This is a genomic window from Lysobacter humi (ex Lee et al. 2017) (assembly GCF_054781815.1).
Genome location: NZ_BAAGTR010000012.1, coordinates 500,005 through 514,921 on the forward strand (window position 1 = coordinate 500,005; position 14,917 = coordinate 514,921).

Below are 14,917 nucleotides of genomic sequence, written 5' to 3' on the forward strand. Positions count from 1 at the left end.
GTCAGCCCCCGCTCACCGGCGGCAGCAGCGCAAGGCGTCCGTCGTCGGGCAGCGCGTCCGCGTCGCGCAGGACATGGGTCGTGCTGGCGAAGGCCGAGCGCGCGACGAGGGCGATCGCGGCCTCGCCCCAGGCACACTGCGCATGTGCCTGCACTGCGGCGCGCAGGTCCCGCACCTGCCCGCCGTCCACCGCGAGCACGAGGCGCGCACCGGGCTGTGCGTCGCGGAACGCACCGAACAGCTGCAGCTCCACCTGCCTCATGCGACCTCCAGCGGATCGAGATGGCCGCGGCTGTAGACGGCGACCGGCGTTCCCGCGGCGAGCGCGTCGTGCTCGGCCTCGATCACGGCCCAGGCGTTGGCGTCCAGCAGCGGGCGGATGCGGAACGACTCCTGTCCACCGAGCACGGCGACCTCGAGGCGACCGTCCGATGCCATGGCGACCCGCGCCTTCAGATGCATGCGCAGTGGGACCCGCTTGGCATACGCCACCGCGAGCGGCAGGCGCCGCACCGGCTCGGGCGGAAGACCGAGCATCGCGCGCAGCACGGGCTCGACGAAGAAGCGCAGGCCCACCGCCGTGGACGCGGGATTTCCCGGCAGCCCGAAGAACAGGCGGTCGCCGGGTAGGCGCGCGGCGAGGATCGGCTTGCCGGGGCGGATGCGGACCCTGTGGAACAGCACCTCGGCGCCGAGGCGCTCGAGCGCCTGCGGGATGAAGTCGTAGCGGCCCATCGACACCGCGCCGGTGCTGACCAGCACGCGCGCGCCACGGTCGATCGCACCGCCGAGCTCGGCGAGGAAGGCGTCGGCCGCGTCGCCGACCGTCGCCCGATGCACGACGCGCGCGCCGGCGTCCTCGAGCCGCATCGCGAGGAACGGGCCGTTGGTGTTGCGGATCTGGCCATCGCGCAGCGGCGCTGCCGGATCGTCGACGAGCTCGCGGCCGGTGGTCACGAGCCCCACCGGGGCGGCCGCAGCGACATCGACGTCCGCGACGCCGAGCCCGACCAGCAGCATGCAGGCCGCCGCATCGAGCCGCCGGCCTGCAGGCAGGACCCGATCGCCGGCTGCGACGTCTTCGCCCGCGCGGCGCACATGCTGCCCCGCGGCCACGTCGACCTTCAGGCGGATGCGCGCGGGTCGCCCGGTCGCGTCCGTCGCGACCACGTCGACCTGCTCGACAGGCACGATGCCGTCGAGGCCGGACGGCACTGGCGCGCCGGTCATGACCTCGCAGGCACCCTCGCCCATCGGACCCCGCGCGTCACCCGCGGCGCGTTCGCCGCGGACATCGAGCTCGGCTCCGGCGGCGAGACCCACATCGCCGCAGGCCAGCGCGAACCCGTCCATCGCCGAGTTGTCGAACGGCGGCAGCGATTCGAGGCTGCGCACGTCACGGGCGAGGATGCGGCCGCGCGCCTGCATCGTCGCGATGCGTTCCGTGACCGGCGCCGGCGCGACGGCCAGCAGGCGCTGCAGAGCGTCGGCGTAGTCGATCATGGGTGACCGTCGCCACTCGCCATCGACAGCGCATGCGTGAGCAACGGCGCGAGGATCTCCCAGGCCTGCGCCACCGCGCGTGGACTGCCGGGCAGCGCGATCACCAGCATCCCGTCGAGCTGCACCGCGCGCGCGCGGCTCAGCCAGGCGAGCGGCGTGAAGTGCGCGCTCTCGCTGCGGAAGAGCTCGGCCACGCCGGGAACGTCGCGCGCATCGTCGAGATCGAGCGCCTCGGGCGTGAGATCGCGCGGCCCGAGGCCCGTACCGCCCGTGCAAAGGCAGAGGACCTGTCCCTGCGCCGCGAGCGACCGCAGGTGCGTACGCAGCGGCTCCACGCCATCGGGCAGGCAGGCCGAGGTCACCACGGCACCGGCGTCCTGGAGCAGCTTCGTCAGCGCGGGGCCGGAGACATCCTGCACGGAGCCGGCATGCGCGCGATCGCTGAGCGTCACCACCGCGCAGGCGATGCCGTCGAGTCGCACCGGACTGCGGGGCCGATAGTGCGTGACCTCCTCGTCGGTCATCCCGTCGGGATGCCGCCATGCGCCCTTCTTGCCGCCCTCCTTGAAGAGCAGGCGCACCGCTTCGATCGAGAGCGCGGGCTCGACCGGCTTGGTGAGGTCGTAAAGCGTCAGCAATGCGGCGGATGCGCCGGCGAGTGCTTCCATCTCGACGCCCGTGCGCGCCTCGGTGGCCACCTCGCAGTAGACACGGATCGCATGACGCTCCGGGACCGGCATGCAGCGCACCCGCACCAGTTCGAGCAGCAGCGGATGGCAGAGCGGCATCAGCGCCGAGGCCTGCTTGGCGCCCTGCAGTCCGGCGATCTCCGCCATGACCAGCGCATCGCCCTTCGGCAGGCGGCGCTCGACGATCGCCGCGAATGCCTCCACGCCGGCATGGAGTTCGCCGACCGCGACGGCACGACGCCGCGTCGGCCGCTTGCCGCGGATGTCGGCCATGTGGAATGCCTCGCCGCTCAACTCAGCCTCCGATCGACGCGAGATGCGGTGTGATGCCGCTGTCGCCCTGGTGCAGGCCATGCCCCGCCGCCTTGAGGCGCAGCTGGCGCGCGATCAGGTCGACGAGCGCGTCGCGGTCCTCGTCGCGCTGCAGCAGCGGGCGCAGCGGGACGCCGAAATCGCCGAACAGGCAAAGGCGCAGGTCACCGCGCGCGGTGACGCGCAGACGATTGCAGCCCGCGCAGAAGTCGCGCGAATACGGCGCGATGATGCCGATGCGCCCCGCATGGTCGGCATGCACGTATTCGATCGCCGGGCCCGCATCCGGCGCGCGCACCGTGCGCACCCAGCCCGCGTCGCGCAGCCGATGCTCGAGGGCTTCGGCGCGCACATGGTGGCGCTCGAAATATGCGACGTTGTCGCCCGTGCGCATCAGCTCGATGAAGCGCACCGCGACCGGGCGCGTGCGAAGGTAGCCGAGCCATGCGGGCAGCTCGTCGTCGTTGAGGTCGCGCAGCAGCACCGCATTGAGCTTGACCGCGTCGAAGCCCAGGTCGAGCGCCCGCTCGATACCGCGCAGGATCTCGGGCAGGCGGTCGTGCCCGGTGATCGCGTGGAAGCGCTTGGCATCGAGGCTGTCGACGCTCACGTTGAGCGCGGTCAGGCCCGCTTCGCGCCACGGCCCGACGTGCTCGGGCAGCCGCGTGCCGTTGGTGGTGAGAGCGACGCTCCGAATACCGGGCACCGCGGCGACCGTCGCGATGACGTCGCGGAGGTCCTTGCGCAGCGTCGGCTCGCCGCCCGTCAGGCGCACCTTGCGCATCCCCACGGCGGCGAAGGCACGCACGAGCCGGCCGACCTCGTCGGGCGCGAGGAACACCGGGCGGCCGTCGGCGGCATAGCCGTTCGGCAGGCAATAGCCGCAACGGAAGTTGCAGGCTTCCGTCAGCGACAGCCGCAGGTAGGGAAAGCTTCGACCGTGGGGGTCGGTCAGCACGCGCATCGCACTCCATTCGGCCGTCCGGATGGGATCCGGCAGCGCAGCGGGCAGCTTACCGCGCCGGCGGGTGCGACGAGTTCAACATGTCACACAAGCTTCAGATCCGGCTCACCGCCTTGTCACCGCGGCTGCCGAAAATGCGCGCAAATCCGCAATGGATCTGCCGATGGACACCGCGCCCACCCCGCGTCGCCAGTTGCGCCGCATCCGTACCCTGCTCGCCCTGCTCGCCGGTGCGACCGCGATCCTCATCGCGGCCGCGTGCCGGCTCGAATCGACCGCCCGCGCGTTCGCGGCGCTCGCGACGGTGGGCTGCCTGGTGGCGTGGGCCGCGATGCTGGAGGTCGAGGGGCGGATCGCCGAGCGGGTCGAGCACCTGCCCGGCGCGCGACGCGGCGGGGCGGTCACCGGCGCGCCCGCGCGGCGGCGGCGTCGCCAGCGTGCCGGCCGCAGGAACGCGGCCTAGGACCGCGGATACGAAAACGGCGCGATCCGCGAGGATCACGCCGTCGTCTGTCCACGTAAGTGGTGGGCGGTACAGGGTTCGAACCTGTGACCCCTACCATGTCAAGGTAGTGCTCTACCGCTGAGCTAACCGCCCGTTGCCGGGGCGATGCCTCGGCGAAGGGCGCACAGTGTAGCCAGCCGTCGCGGCCGCGGCAAGCCGGTCAGCTGGCGAAGCCCGCCTCTTTCAGCTTGCGCAGCTGGTCGCGCACCCGTGCGGCCGCTTCGAACTCCAGGTCGCGCGCGTGCTGGTACATCTGCTGCTCCAGCGCCTTGATCTTCGTGGCCAGCTGCACCGGGCTGAGCGCCGCGTAGTCGGTTTCCGATTCGGCCACGCGACGACCCTTGCCCCGGCCCTTGCCCTTCGCATCCTCGGGCTCGGCGCGCGCGCCTTCGAGGATGTCCTTGATCGGCCGCACCACGGACTGCGGCGTGATCCCGTGCGCGAGGTTGTGCTCGACCTGCTTCTGGCGGCGCCGCTCGGTCTCGTCCATCGCCATCTTCATCGAGCGGGTGACGGTGTCGGCGTACAGGATCGCCTTGCCGCGCACGTTGCGCGCCGCGCGCCCGATGGTCTGGATGAGCGAGCCCGCCGAGCGCAGGAAGCCCTCCTTGTCCGCGTCGAGGATGGCGACCAGCGAGACCTCCGGCATGTCCAGGCCCTCGCGCAGCAGGTTGATGCCGATCAGCACGTCGAACTTGCCCAGGCGCAGGTCGCGGATGATCTCCACGCGCTCGACGGTGTCGATGTCCGAATGCAGGTAGCGGACCTTGATCCCGTGCTCGGCCAGGTACTCGGTCAGGTTCTCCGCCATGCGCTTGGTGAGCGTGGTGATCAGCACGCGGTCGCCCATGGCGACGCGCTCGTTGATCTCGCCAAGCACGTCGTCGACCTGCGTGGCGACCGGCTTCACCTCCACGACCGGGTCGACCAGACCTGTCGGCCGCACCACCAGCTCGACGATCTCGCCCTCGGACTTCTGCAGCTCGTACTGGCTCGGCGTGGCGGAGACGTAGATCGCGCGCGGCGCCCGCGCCTCCCACTCCTCGAAGCGCAGCGGCCGGTTGTCCAGCGCCGACGGCAGGCGGAAGCCGAATTCGACGAGCGTCTCCTTGCGCGATCGGTCGCCCTTGTACATCGCACCCACTTGCGGAACCGTCACGTGCGATTCGTCCACCACCATCAGTGCATCCGGGGGGATGTAGTCGAACAGGCACGGCGGCGGCTCGCCCGGCTTCTGGCCGGTCATGTGGCGCGAGTAGTTCTCGATGCCGTTGCAGAAGCCGACCTCCGCGAGCATCTCCAGGTCGAACGTGGTGCGTTGCTGCAGCCGCTGCGCCTCGACCAGCTTGTTCTGCGCATAGAGCTCCTCCAGCCGCTCGCGCAGTTCGGCCTTGATCGTCTCCACCGCCTCCAGCACCGTCTTGCGCGTGGTGACGTAGTGCGATTTCGGATACACGGTGTAGCGCGGCAGCTTGCGCAGCACCTCGCCGGTGAGCGGGTCGAAGCCCGACAACTGCTCGACCTCGCCGTCGAAGAGCTCGATGCGCAGCGCCTCGGATTCGCTCTCGGCCGGATGCACGTCGATCACCTCGCCACGAACGCGGTAGGTGCCGCGGCGCAGCTCGGTGTCGTTGCGGCTGTACTGCATCTCGGTCAGGCGCCGGATCAGGTCACGCTGGTCGATGCGTTCGCCCTTGACCATGTGCAGCACCATCCGGTGGTACTCGGACGGGTCGCCGAGGCCGTAGATCGCCGACACGGTGCAGACGATCAGGGCATCACGCCGCTCGAGCAGCGCCTTCGTCGCCGACAGGCGCATCTGCTCGATGTGCTCGTTCACCGAGCTGTCCTTCTCGATGAACGTATCCGAGGACGGCACATAGGCCTCGGGCTGGTAGTAGTCGTAGTAGCTGACGAAATACTCGACCGCGTTGTGCGGGAAGAACGACTTGAACTCCCCGTAGAGCTGCGCCGCGAGCGTCTTGTTCGGCGCCATGACGATGGTTGGCTTCTGGATCCGCGAGACGACGTTCGCGATCGTGTAGGTCTTGCCCGAGCCGGTGACGCCCAGCAGCGTCTGGTGCGCGAGGCCCGCCTCGAACCCGGCGACCAGGCGCTCGATCGCCGGCGGCTGGTCGCCGGCCGGCGAGTAGGGGGAAACGAGCTGGAAGCGTTGCGATTCGGCCATGGGTGCACCCGTGCGGTCCTCCAAGTCTAGGAGGCTCGCGTCAGCGTTAGGAAAAATCCGCGGGCCGGGGGGATTGAGTCCGACCCGCGTCAGCGCCCCCGCCCGATCGAACGCTCGCCGGGCGCAGCAGAGACTGCTGACATCTTTACGGACATCGGTCTCACGGCATGGAACGCGGATTCACGCTACTCGAACTTCTGATCACGCTCGTGGCCGCGACCGTGCTCGCCGCAGTCACGGTGCCCCCGTTCTCTCGGCTCATCGAGCGTCACCGGACGATGGCCGTCGTGCACGAGGCGACCGGTGCTCTGGCGCTTGCGCGGCTCGAGGCCGTGCGTCGTGGGCGGCCGGTGGCCCTTTGCCCCACCATTGACGGCAAGTCGTGCCGCGACGATCTCCGCTGGGACAGCGGCTGGCTCCTCTTCGTCGACGCGGACCGGAGCGGCCAACCGGAGAGGAACGGCGAAGTCATCCGCGAATTCGAGCCGCTTCGTCATCACCGGATGGCAAGTACCCGCGGCCGGCCGCTCGTCCGTTTCTCACCGAACGGCTGGTCGGCCGGCTCGAACGTCACGCTTTCGCTCTGCGACCGGCAGGGATTGGCGGCGCAAGTCATCGTCAACAACGCGGGCCGGGCGCGGAGCGAGCGCCCCGCCCGTGTTCGTCCCTGCCCGTTCGAGTCATGAGCCGCAAAAAGAAAAAGGCCTGCATTTCTGCAGGCCTTTCGCAATCTGGCGCCCGAAGTTGGACTCGAACCAACGACCCCCTGATTAACAGTCAAGTGCTCTAACCGGCTGAGCTATTCGGGCGGGCCCCGCATTTTAGACGACCTGTGGCGGGGGTCAATCCCCCATTGCGAGGCGACTCCCGCAGCCCCGCATCACCAGCACTCGGTCACGCTGGTCGCGCTCCCCGACTTGGAGCGCGTGCCCACTTGGTTGACGCCGATCGTGCCGCACTTGGCGTCGTTCTGAAGCGCCGTGGGTGCTGCCTGGATCGTGTACGCAGCAGCCGTCGGGGCACCGCTGATCCCGATCGTGTAATGAGGTGCGAGTTCCGTGATGCAGCCCAGGGCAGGCAGCGTCGCGCCGGCATACGTCATCTTCGCCGTGTAATGGCGTTCCATGAACTGAGCCGCCTGCTGCACGCAGGCCGCCGCCGCCGCGCGCCGCGTCTTGACGATGTGCCGCTGGTACGCCGGATAGGCGATCGAGGCGAGGATCGCGATGATCGCGACCACGATCATCAGCTCGATCAGGGTGAATCCACGCTGCATCCGATTAGGGTTCATGTTCAGTCCAATCCAAGGATTTCACGCCAGCCGACCCGTCGTGACGAGGCCGGCGCAGGAACCGGGTCGAGGGCCTCGCAGCGGGCCTGCGAGCCGCAGCTGACGATCTTGCCGCCGCCACGCGCCAACTGGCCGGGCATGCCCACGCCCACGTCGACCGATGTCACGTAGCCGGCACTTCCCGAAGCGCTTTCGCCGTCCAACTTGTCGTCGCCCTTCTTGTTGCCGTTGACGTCAATGAAGGAATACGTGCCGGACGCATTCGCGCCCTTCGCCGGGTTGGTACCGGTGAATGCATCGAGTGCATTGAGATAGCCCGTACCACCCGACTCGCAGCCAACCCCAGGCGACGGAATGATGCTCGCGAACCAGAGCGCGCGACCGATCACCAGCGGCCGCGACACGACGCGCTCGCCCGCCGTCGGCGCGTCGAGATCGACGAACCACCCCTTCTTGCTTCCGATCGTCGCGTACGACTCCCAGGTCCGCGCATTGCGGCCCTTGGAGTCCTTGCCGACCTTCACGATGGTGCGCTCCTGCAAGGCCGTGTCACGGGCACCGATCGGGCCCAGGTCCGCGACGAGGCCGTACATGCTCTGGACGCGGCTGGCCTCGGTGCCGGAGATGTCGTCGGACGAGATGTAGCGACCGGTACCGAAGATGACGAACAGGCGACGCGTCCCGGGCTCGCGGGCCAGCGCGGGCGCGCTGGTGATCGCCTGCGCCTTGCCGTCGGGCCCGACCGCGGCGAACAGTTTGACCGGGGTCTTGGAGCTCCAGCTCGACAGATTGCCGCTGACGTCGAACTTCCACATGTTGCCCTTGAGGTCGCCCGCGAACACGGTGTCGGCCTTTCCGTCACCATCCGTGTCCGCCACGCGCGGCTCGGCGAGGCCATTGCCACCCGTGACGCCCGTCTTGAGCTTGTGCGTGTTCACCACCCAGTTGTTCCCGACCTTGGTCGTCGAGTAGACGAACAGCACTGCCTCGCCGCTCGCGCTCTCGACGCCGTTGCCGACGAACGTCAGGGTCCCGCCGGATCCGTCCGGCAACACCACCGGCGCGCCGAGCACGTAACCGATGTCGGTATCGACCGATGCCGTCTGGTCCCACAGCACCTTGGTGCCGTCACCGCTGGCGAGTCCCGCCGGATCCGTGACGTCGAGCGCGAATACGCCCTTTCCGCCACGACCGAGCGAGGCCACCAGCGTCTTGCGGCCACCCGAGGTGGTTACGTCGATCCCGCCGTCCACGAAGAACCGATGGACGTATTCGGGATGGCTCAGGCTCGCGAGGTCGCTGAAGTTGATGCCTGCCGGGACGTATGAGAAGCGCACTGCACCCGTCGCGCTGTCGATTCCATGCAGCATGCCGTCGTTGGCGCCGACATAGAGCGTTCCGGCACCCGTCGTGGCCACATACACCGGCGTCGAGTTGACAATGTCGCCGATCGGGGATGCACGATCACGCAGCTTGCCGCCGTTGGCGACCTCGCGTGCGTTCGATCCCTTGATGTAGGCGGCGTTATCGTCCCGCGAGACCGGCGCGCCGCCGGTGAGCCGCTCGAGCTGGGCCTTCTGGGTGAGCGTGGGGAACTCGGTGCCGGCGCTGCCGCTCCACGTCAGCACCTTGCGTGACGCGAAGGCCGCACGGTCGAGATTCGCCTTGGCCGCAGCGCTCCAGGAAGTGCCCGAAAGCACGCCAGTGCCGAAATCGATCGATACGACATCGCCCGTCCACTGGCCCGGCGTGTAGGTTGCCTGGAAGATTCGCGAGCCAGCCTCGAGCGCGGGTCCGTTCGACGCCGCACCGGAGCCCGACGCCGGCTTGCCCTTGATCTCGGCCAACGAGGCGCGCAGGGCCTGGGCGAACGCCGAAGGATTCGTCGCCGCCACGAAGCTGCCTCGCCCGTTCACGGCCGAATGCAGCAGGTCATCGATGCGCTCGGAATCCTCCGCGTCGTTCGGATCCGGCCACCCGCCGCTGGTGGCGGCGGTCGCGGGATTGAGCGTGCCCTGCAGGCCGATCGAGATCCCGAAGGTAACCATGTGCTGCCAGAACGCCGGATTCTTCTCGGTCTCGACGACCGAGTTCGCGAGGTCGGGGCGGAGATCGCGCGACCAGTAGTGCATCGCGATGTCGGCGAGCGTGTCGGAGTACGCGTCCTTGAACGGGACGGCCGGCTGGTACTGGTAGGTCTTCTTCCCGTCCGCCGACGTGATCAGGGGCCCGGCCTTGTCGTCGACATTGCCCAAGGCGGTGGTATAGCCGCTCTTGTCGTTCCAATACCCGTCGGTGGTCAGGATCGCGTAGCTCTGGCGGCAGGTCAGCTGCGCGGCCGTGTCCTGGGGACCCCACGGCCCCGAGGTACCGGTCTGCTTCTCGTAGTACTCGCCTGCGCGGGTGAGCGCGCCGTGGAGCGGCGTTCCATTGGAGCCGTCCGCGGCCTGCAGATACTTGAACCAGTTCGCGCGATTGGTGCCTCGGAACAGCCCCCCGTCGTTTCCGACCGGAATCTGGTAGGCGGGAAGCGTCGAGTTCAGGCTCGTCGCGCCGTCACGGTTCCAGATCGAGTCATAGCCAACGCGATAGTTGTCGGACAGCTGGTCGAATGCGTCGGATGCACCGGCCTTGGCTGCCTTCATGCGCGTGCGGTGGTACGAATACCAGGTCGCGAAGTTGGCACGCTCTTCGGCAGCCGTACGGCTGCTCGCGTCCGGCACGGTTGCGCTCGGCGTCCAGAACGACGTGGTATCGACGTTGAGCGTAACGCCGGTGAAGCTGGCGTACGCGTAGATGCTGACGTAGTAGCTGCCCTTCGCGTCGAGGACCGTGCAGGACTCCGCATTGCCGTTCGCATAGGGACGGCAGTCGAAGTTCGTCAGATCGGGGGTCGCGCCCTTCCGGACGTACAGGTCGGCGTCACCGTTTCCGCCGCTGATCGTCACCCGCAACCGGTCGATATCCGTGACGTTGAAGGGACCGTAGTGCAGCCAGCGCGGATTGTTGTTGGTGGCCCGCGCAAGGCCCGTGGAATTCTGGATCGTCACCGGTGTCCCGGCCGAGAAATACGCCTTCTCGATCGTATTGTCCGCCTTGAAGCGGTACCGGTAGTAGTCCGCTTCGGCCGCCGCGTTCCCGTTCGGCTTCAGCATGTAGAACGTCATGTTCTCGTTGGTGAGATCGATGGCGTTCGCCCGCAGGCTCGGGTGGCTGAAGGCAGCGGTGAAGCTCGTGCCGTCGGTGAAACGCTGCCCCGAGGCCTGCATCCACGCTTCGTACTTGGTCTGCGGGTTGTAGGCGAGCGCGTTGCGCGCCACCGTCTTCACCGCGAAATTGAGCGTGGGCCCGACGGCCGGCAGGGGATCCGGCATGTAGTCGAACTCCATCGACCCCGAATCGTCGAGGATGAAGAGGATGTTCGGGGCGACGCCACGGACACCCGTCTGCAACGGGTAATCGGGGAAGCTGGCCGCCGCATGGGCGAGCGTGCCGAGAGCCGCCGTCAGGCAGAGTGCGAGCGCCGATGTAGTGGGCACCGCGATGCGTCGAGTCAAGCTGCGTGCGTTCATCGATTACTCCTTCGAAAGCTCGTACAGCGATTCGAGCTGCACCTGGACGCCGTTGTCGGCATTGGTGCTGGTCACCAGCACGCGGTACACCTTGGACGTCGTCCGGTCCTCCGTGGACTCGATGCGCTCCTTCAGGTCCGGGTTGTCGGCACTGCTGGTGCCACCGGCGCCGGCGCCACCCGAGTTCGCGGCGGGCCCGAGGAGCGTGACGGTGTACTGGGAGGTGATGTCGTTGGCGGTCGTACCCGACGTGAATGCCTGCGCATTGGGCTCCCAGTTCGGGTTCGCCTGCCACGTCTGGGTCACGACGTCCTCCGCCTCGCGCAGCACGGCCTCGGCGGCTTGGAATGCATAGCTGCGTGCGACGGCATTGGCGGCCATACGCTCCTGAAGCAGCGCGCCCCGGATGCCGGCGAGCCCGAGCAGCGTCACCACGAGCAGCAGCAGGAGCACGACGACGAGCGCCGCGCCGCGCTCATGCGCAACCCGCGGTGCCGGTCGCTGCCGTCGACGATCGGTTCGATAGCGTGTCATCAAAGGACTTCCCGATTGCGCAGCGAGACGACGTAGGTGAAGGTCCGCTGCAGTGCCGCATCCTTGTCGGCGTCATTGCTGTCGCTGATCACGGCGACGTCTTTCGACGTCATGCTGCCCGCGACGCCGGTGGTGGTGACGGCGACGCGCACCGCATTCACATTCGGCCACTGCGCCGCAGGGATCGCCGCGGCCTCACGGAAGCCAGCCGCGGGATCGGTCGACAGGCGATAGCGCAGCTGCAGCGCCGTAACGCCCTCGGCGATCTCCTCGCCGGCGCCGGCACTCCACCCGGAGGCATTCAGTGGCGCACGGTAGAGCGATCGACTACCACGCCCGTTGTCGGCGACGTACCAGCGTACTGCGCCGGCCTTCACGAGAATCGGCGAGTACCAGCTCTTCTTGCTGTTCTCCGACGCGTAGCCACCGCACTGGCTCAAGTTGAGGTCGCCGCCGCCGCTCGCCTTGAAGCAGAGGTTGTTCGAGGTTCCGCCCGCTGACCCGGCGCAGTTCGGACCGACGGGTTGGCCCTGCAGATTGGACTCGCAGTTGCCCGGAGTGCCGCCGTTCTTGTGGAACTGGACCTTCTTGTCTGCCGGGGTGCCGGTGATCTGGAAGATCACGCCCTTCTCGCTGTTGCAGGCCATGACGATGTCGCCGTCGACCAGCCCTTCAGGGTCGTCTTCGAGCTCCATCACCGCGGCGGGATTGTCGTATTCCTTGATCTTGTAGCTCTTGCCACCGCCGGTCCCGGCGCTGCCCATCAGGGCGATATCGACGTAGTCGCTGAGGTAGGTACCGCTCGCCGCATATCCGCGAACACCCGTCGTGAAAAGACCCTCGGTCCAGTCCGTCGCCGAGCGCTTGAGCATGTTGACGACGTCGGCGCTGCCACACGGATTGCCGCCCGCCTCGCGGAGATCGCGTGCGAGCAGCTCGAACGAGATGCGCCCGTTCTCCTGCACGCGGTTGAGCGTCTCGCTCGCCGCATAGACCCGGCGATTCGCCAGGAACACGCCGCCGGCCGCGCCGACGACGACGAGGCCGAGCACCAGCGCGATCATCAGCTCGATCAACGAAAGGCCGAGCGCCTTGCGCCGCTGCGGCGCACGAAGTGTCCTACGCATCAGAGCCTGCTCCTCGTCACGATCTCTAGCTGCTTGTCGTCGGCGGCACCGGTGGGTCGGCTGTCATCCCAGCGGATGCCGACCACGCACTCGGCCGCCGTGCAGCTTGCGCGCCCGCAGGCGGAGGGGTCGCCCAGATTCGCCTGCACCTGCGCGAGCCAGCTGTTGAATACGGTGTAGTCGGTCGCGTCGTCGGCCGCCGTCTTGGTGGCGGCCGTGCAGGTCCAGTTCGCAACATTGAACGCGCCTTGGAGCGCGCGCGTGCGGTCCATGCGCATGGTGTCGAACATCGAGTACGCCTGCATGACCGCCTGTGATCGACCCGAGGAACTGTTGCTGTTGCGCAGGGTCACCGACTGCAGCGCCGCCATGCCGAGCATGCCGATCGCCAGCACGAGTACCGCGATCAGGACCTCGAGTAGCGATGTGCCACTCTGCTTGCGTGCATTGAACGATGTCATGGGGGCGTTTCTCCTGCGCACTTCTTGTCGCCGTTCGAATCGCGGCACACGCTGATGCGGCTCGTGTTGACCTCGACGAGGCGCACGCCCTGATTCGCGGGCAACCTAGACGAGACGAAGCCGATGGCCACTGGGAGTGCGGATGCCGCTGTTGCGCGGCCGTCCGGCCGATACGTGATGCCGGTCAAGGCAAGCGCGGCGCCGGCCTGGGTGAACGACGATCCGGAGACGCCGGAATTCGGACGGATAAGTTCCGTTTCACGGATGGGCGCGGCGGACGTCCGCACGACCACGCGGCTCCAGTCCGAACCGCTGCACGTCGCGCCGTCCGCCGTCGGACACACCGTGACGCTGCGATTGCGCCTTACCGCCTCCATGCGGGCCGACTGCAGGACCGCCACGACCTCGTTCGACGCGGCCGCCAGGCGGTTCCGATGCGTCATGGAGACGAACGACGGCACGGCGACGCCGATGATGATCGCCAGCACGGCGATCGTGACCATGAGCTCGATCAGGGTGAAGCCGCGCATGAGCGACTTCTTCGGCGGTGCCGGGGGCGAACGTGGGGGCATGTCGAGCCGCGATGGATTGATCCGACGCCAACATAGCGTGGGAGGTCGTACCGGCCCAGCGCCGACCGATCGACGGGCCCGGCCGGGGCGTGGGCGGCGCCATACCAAGACGGCGGTCACATCGGCATGATGGCCCCATGGCCACGCGATCCCCTCCACGACGTTCGACGCCGTCTCCGAGCCCGCTCGATGCCCTGTGGCAGCCGGACATGCTCGTGCGCGTCGTGCTCGCCGGGGAAGGCCTCGCGCTGATCCTCGCCCTCGCCCCGGCGTCGGGTGCATCGCCGCTGACCTACTTCGGGTCGGCGTCGCTGCTGATCCAGTGGGTGGCGCTGCTCACGCTCGGCGCTCTGTTCGCACTGAGGCGCCAGCTGGCGCGGCTCCCGCCCCAGCGGCTCGCGTGGATCGCACTCGCGCTTCTCATTGCGTCAACCCTTGCCGTGTCGGCCTGGACTGCAAACATCCTCGGGCCGCGATGGCTCGGCGAGGCAGGCGGCTGGTGGGTCTTCTCGCTGCGGATGCTCGCGATGGCGACGACGGTGGGGCTGCTCGGGCTCGTCGCCTTCCAGAACCACTGGCGTGCACGCCAGGCCGCCGTCCGGACCAAGCAGGCCGAGCTGGAGGCGCTGCAGGCCCGGATCCGTCCACACTTCCTCTTCAATACGCTCAACACGGCGACGGCGCTCGTGCATCGCGAGCCGGCACGCGCAGAGGAGATCCTGCTGGATCTCGCCGATCTGTTCCGTGCGGCCCTTGCCGGTCCGCGCGAGATCAGCCTCGATGAGGAACTGCGCCTGGTGCGCCGCTACCTCGAGATCGAAAGCCTGCGCTTCGGCGATCGACTGCGTGTCGACTGGGACCTGCCTGCGTCGATCCCGGCGATCAAGGTTCCATCCCTCTCGGTCCAACCGCTCGTCGAGAACGCCGTCCGTCACGGCGTGGAGCGCGTGGAGCGCGGTGGCCGCATCGAGATCGCGCTCACCACGACCGTCGACCATGTGCTCCTGCGGATCCGCAACCCTCTCGTGCTGGGCGACGCGTCACGACCGACGAGCCACCGCGTCGGCCTCTCCGCATCGCAGGCGCGCATCGAGGCACTCACCGACGGCCGGGGCTCGGTCGAAACCGGCATCCAGGGCGAGCACTACGTCGCGACGATCCGCCTGCCGCGCCCGCGGCCGGCGAATCGCCGCGAGTAA

At 68.4% G+C, this 14,917-nt stretch carries 14 protein-coding genes and 2 tRNA genes; 3 read left to right on the forward strand and 13 right to left on the reverse strand.

What is annotated here, in order from left to right:
* Position 1 precedes the first annotated feature (1 nt).
* From ACYVJJ_RS13365 to moaA, 4 genes are read right to left on the reverse strand one after another with little or no spacing between them, the layout of a single operon-like run.
* The gene (locus ACYVJJ_RS13365; protein ID WP_460834272.1) at positions 2–262 is read right to left on the reverse strand and encodes a MoaD/ThiS family protein; all 261 of its coding nucleotides are present in this window, start codon (positions 260–262) and stop codon (positions 2–4) included.
* On the reverse strand, positions 259–1,503 hold the full coding sequence (locus ACYVJJ_RS13370) for a molybdopterin molybdotransferase MoeA (RefSeq protein ID WP_460834274.1): 1,245 nt from the start codon (positions 1,501–1,503) through the stop codon (positions 259–261). Before ACYVJJ_RS13370 ends, ACYVJJ_RS13365 begins: the two co-directional genes overlap by 4 nt.
* Positions 1,500–2,486, reverse strand: coding sequence for a bifunctional molybdenum cofactor biosynthesis protein MoaC/MoaB (gene moaCB / locus ACYVJJ_RS13375; RefSeq protein WP_460834275.1), 987 nt, complete (start codon positions 2,484–2,486; stop codon positions 1,500–1,502). The genes ACYVJJ_RS13370 and moaCB overlap by 4 nt, the downstream gene beginning before the upstream one ends.
* Position 2,487: 1 nt before the next feature.
* A complete protein-coding gene (gene moaA, locus ACYVJJ_RS13380) occupies positions 2,488–3,468 on the reverse strand; it encodes a GTP 3',8-cyclase MoaA (protein ID WP_460834276.1) in 981 nt (326 codons plus the stop codon).
* Positions 3,469–3,631: 163 nt separating this feature from the next.
* Here moaA and ACYVJJ_RS13385 point away from each other — a divergent pair, with 163 nt between their 5' ends.
* A complete protein-coding gene (locus tag ACYVJJ_RS13385) occupies positions 3,632–3,931 on the forward strand; it encodes a hypothetical protein (RefSeq protein ID WP_460834277.1) in 300 nt (99 codons plus the stop codon).
* A gap of 60 nt (positions 3,932–3,991) precedes the next feature.
* Here the strand turns inward: ACYVJJ_RS13385 and ACYVJJ_RS13390 are convergent.
* Both ACYVJJ_RS13390 and uvrB read right to left on the reverse strand, forming a co-directional pair.
* Positions 3,992–4,066, reverse strand: a tRNA-Val gene (locus ACYVJJ_RS13390).
* A 67-nt stretch (positions 4,067–4,133) separates the two neighbouring features.
* Positions 4,134–6,161 carry an excinuclease ABC subunit UvrB gene (gene uvrB, locus ACYVJJ_RS13395; RefSeq protein WP_460834279.1) on the reverse strand — a complete coding sequence of 676 codons (2,028 nt, stop codon included), beginning with the start codon at positions 6,159–6,161 and terminating at the stop codon, positions 4,134–4,136.
* Positions 6,162–6,328: 167 nt separating this feature from the next.
* On the opposite strand from uvrB, the gene ACYVJJ_RS13400 reads away from it, so the two are divergent.
* Entirely contained in the window at positions 6,329–6,847 is a 519-nt protein-coding gene (locus ACYVJJ_RS13400) for a GspH/FimT family pseudopilin (protein ID WP_460834280.1), read from the forward strand.
* Positions 6,848–6,893: 46 nt separating this feature from the next.
* Here ACYVJJ_RS13400 and ACYVJJ_RS13405 read toward each other — a convergent pair.
* From ACYVJJ_RS13405 to ACYVJJ_RS13435, 7 genes are all read right to left on the reverse strand, one after another.
* Positions 6,894–6,970: transfer RNA gene (locus ACYVJJ_RS13405), tRNA-Asn, on the reverse strand.
* Positions 6,971–7,041: 71 nt separating this feature from the next.
* The gene (locus ACYVJJ_RS13410) at positions 7,042–7,452 is read right to left on the reverse strand and encodes a type IV pilin protein (protein WP_460834282.1); all 411 of its coding nucleotides are present in this window, start codon (positions 7,450–7,452) and stop codon (positions 7,042–7,044) included.
* A gap of 2 nt (positions 7,453–7,454) precedes the next feature.
* The gene (locus ACYVJJ_RS13415; RefSeq protein ID WP_460834284.1) at positions 7,455–11,024 is read right to left on the reverse strand and encodes a PilC/PilY family type IV pilus protein; all 3,570 of its coding nucleotides are present in this window, start codon (positions 11,022–11,024) and stop codon (positions 7,455–7,457) included.
* A gap of 3 nt (positions 11,025–11,027) precedes the next feature.
* On the reverse strand, positions 11,028–11,558 hold the full coding sequence (locus ACYVJJ_RS13420; protein ID WP_460834285.1) for a pilus assembly PilX family protein: 531 nt from the start codon (positions 11,556–11,558) through the stop codon (positions 11,028–11,030).
* Entirely contained in the window at positions 11,558–12,622 is a 1,065-nt protein-coding gene (locus tag ACYVJJ_RS13425; protein ID WP_460834287.1) for a PilW family protein, read from the reverse strand. Before ACYVJJ_RS13425 ends, ACYVJJ_RS13420 begins: the two co-directional genes overlap by 1 nt.
* A 62-nt stretch (positions 12,623–12,684) precedes the next feature.
* Positions 12,685–13,146 carry a type IV pilus modification protein PilV gene (pilV, locus tag ACYVJJ_RS13430; protein WP_460834288.1) on the reverse strand — a complete coding sequence of 154 codons (462 nt, stop codon included), beginning with the start codon at positions 13,144–13,146 and terminating at the stop codon, positions 12,685–12,687.
* Positions 13,143–13,676, reverse strand: coding sequence for a GspH/FimT family pseudopilin (locus ACYVJJ_RS13435; protein ID WP_460834289.1), 534 nt, complete (start codon positions 13,674–13,676; stop codon positions 13,143–13,145). The genes pilV and ACYVJJ_RS13435 overlap by 4 nt, the downstream gene beginning before the upstream one ends.
* A gap of 179 nt (positions 13,677–13,855) precedes the next feature.
* On the opposite strand from ACYVJJ_RS13435, the gene ACYVJJ_RS13440 reads away from it, so the two are divergent.
* Positions 13,856–14,917: a sensor histidine kinase gene (locus ACYVJJ_RS13440; protein ID WP_460834291.1), complete on the forward strand. Its 1,062-nt coding sequence runs from the start codon at positions 13,856–13,858 to the stop codon at positions 14,915–14,917.

Excerpts from the sequence above, each read along its gene's own strand:
- ACYVJJ_RS13365 (WP_460834272.1), bottom strand. The coding sequence starts at position 262 with ATGAGGCAGGTGGAGCTGCAGCTGTTCGGTGCGTTCCGCGACGCACAG.
- ACYVJJ_RS13440 (WP_460834291.1), top strand. The coding sequence starts at position 13,856 with ATGGCCACGCGATCCCCTCCACGACGTTCGACGCCGTCTCCGAGCCCG.
- ACYVJJ_RS13435 (WP_460834289.1), bottom strand. The coding sequence starts at position 13,676 with ATGCGCGGCTTCACCCTGATCGAGCTCATGGTCACGATCGCCGTGCTG.
- ACYVJJ_RS13425 (WP_460834287.1), bottom strand. The coding sequence starts at position 12,622 with ATGATCGCGCTGGTGCTCGGCCTCGTCGTCGTCGGCGCGGCCGGCGGC.
- ACYVJJ_RS13400 (WP_460834280.1), top strand. The coding sequence starts at position 6,329 with ATGGAACGCGGATTCACGCTACTCGAACTTCTGATCACGCTCGTGGCC.
- uvrB (WP_460834279.1), bottom strand. The coding sequence starts at position 6,161 with ATGGCCGAATCGCAACGCTTCCAGCTCGTTTCCCCCTACTCGCCGGCC.
- ACYVJJ_RS13370 (WP_460834274.1), bottom strand. The coding sequence starts at position 1,503 with ATGATCGACTACGCCGACGCTCTGCAGCGCCTGCTGGCCGTCGCGCCG.
- ACYVJJ_RS13385 (WP_460834277.1), top strand. The coding sequence starts at position 3,632 with ATGGACACCGCGCCCACCCCGCGTCGCCAGTTGCGCCGCATCCGTACC.
- ACYVJJ_RS13410 (WP_460834282.1), bottom strand. The coding sequence starts at position 7,452 with ATGAACCCTAATCGGATGCAGCGTGGATTCACCCTGATCGAGCTGATG.
- ACYVJJ_RS13420 (WP_460834285.1), bottom strand. The coding sequence starts at position 11,558 with ATGACACGCTATCGAACCGATCGTCGACGGCAGCGACCGGCACCGCGG.
- pilV (WP_460834288.1), bottom strand. The coding sequence starts at position 13,146 with ATGACATCGTTCAATGCACGCAAGCAGAGTGGCACATCGCTACTCGAG.
- moaA (WP_460834276.1), bottom strand. The coding sequence starts at position 3,468 with ATGCGCGTGCTGACCGACCCCCACGGTCGAAGCTTTCCCTACCTGCGG.
- ACYVJJ_RS13415 (WP_460834284.1), bottom strand. The coding sequence starts at position 11,024 with ATGAACGCACGCAGCTTGACTCGACGCATCGCGGTGCCCACTACATCG.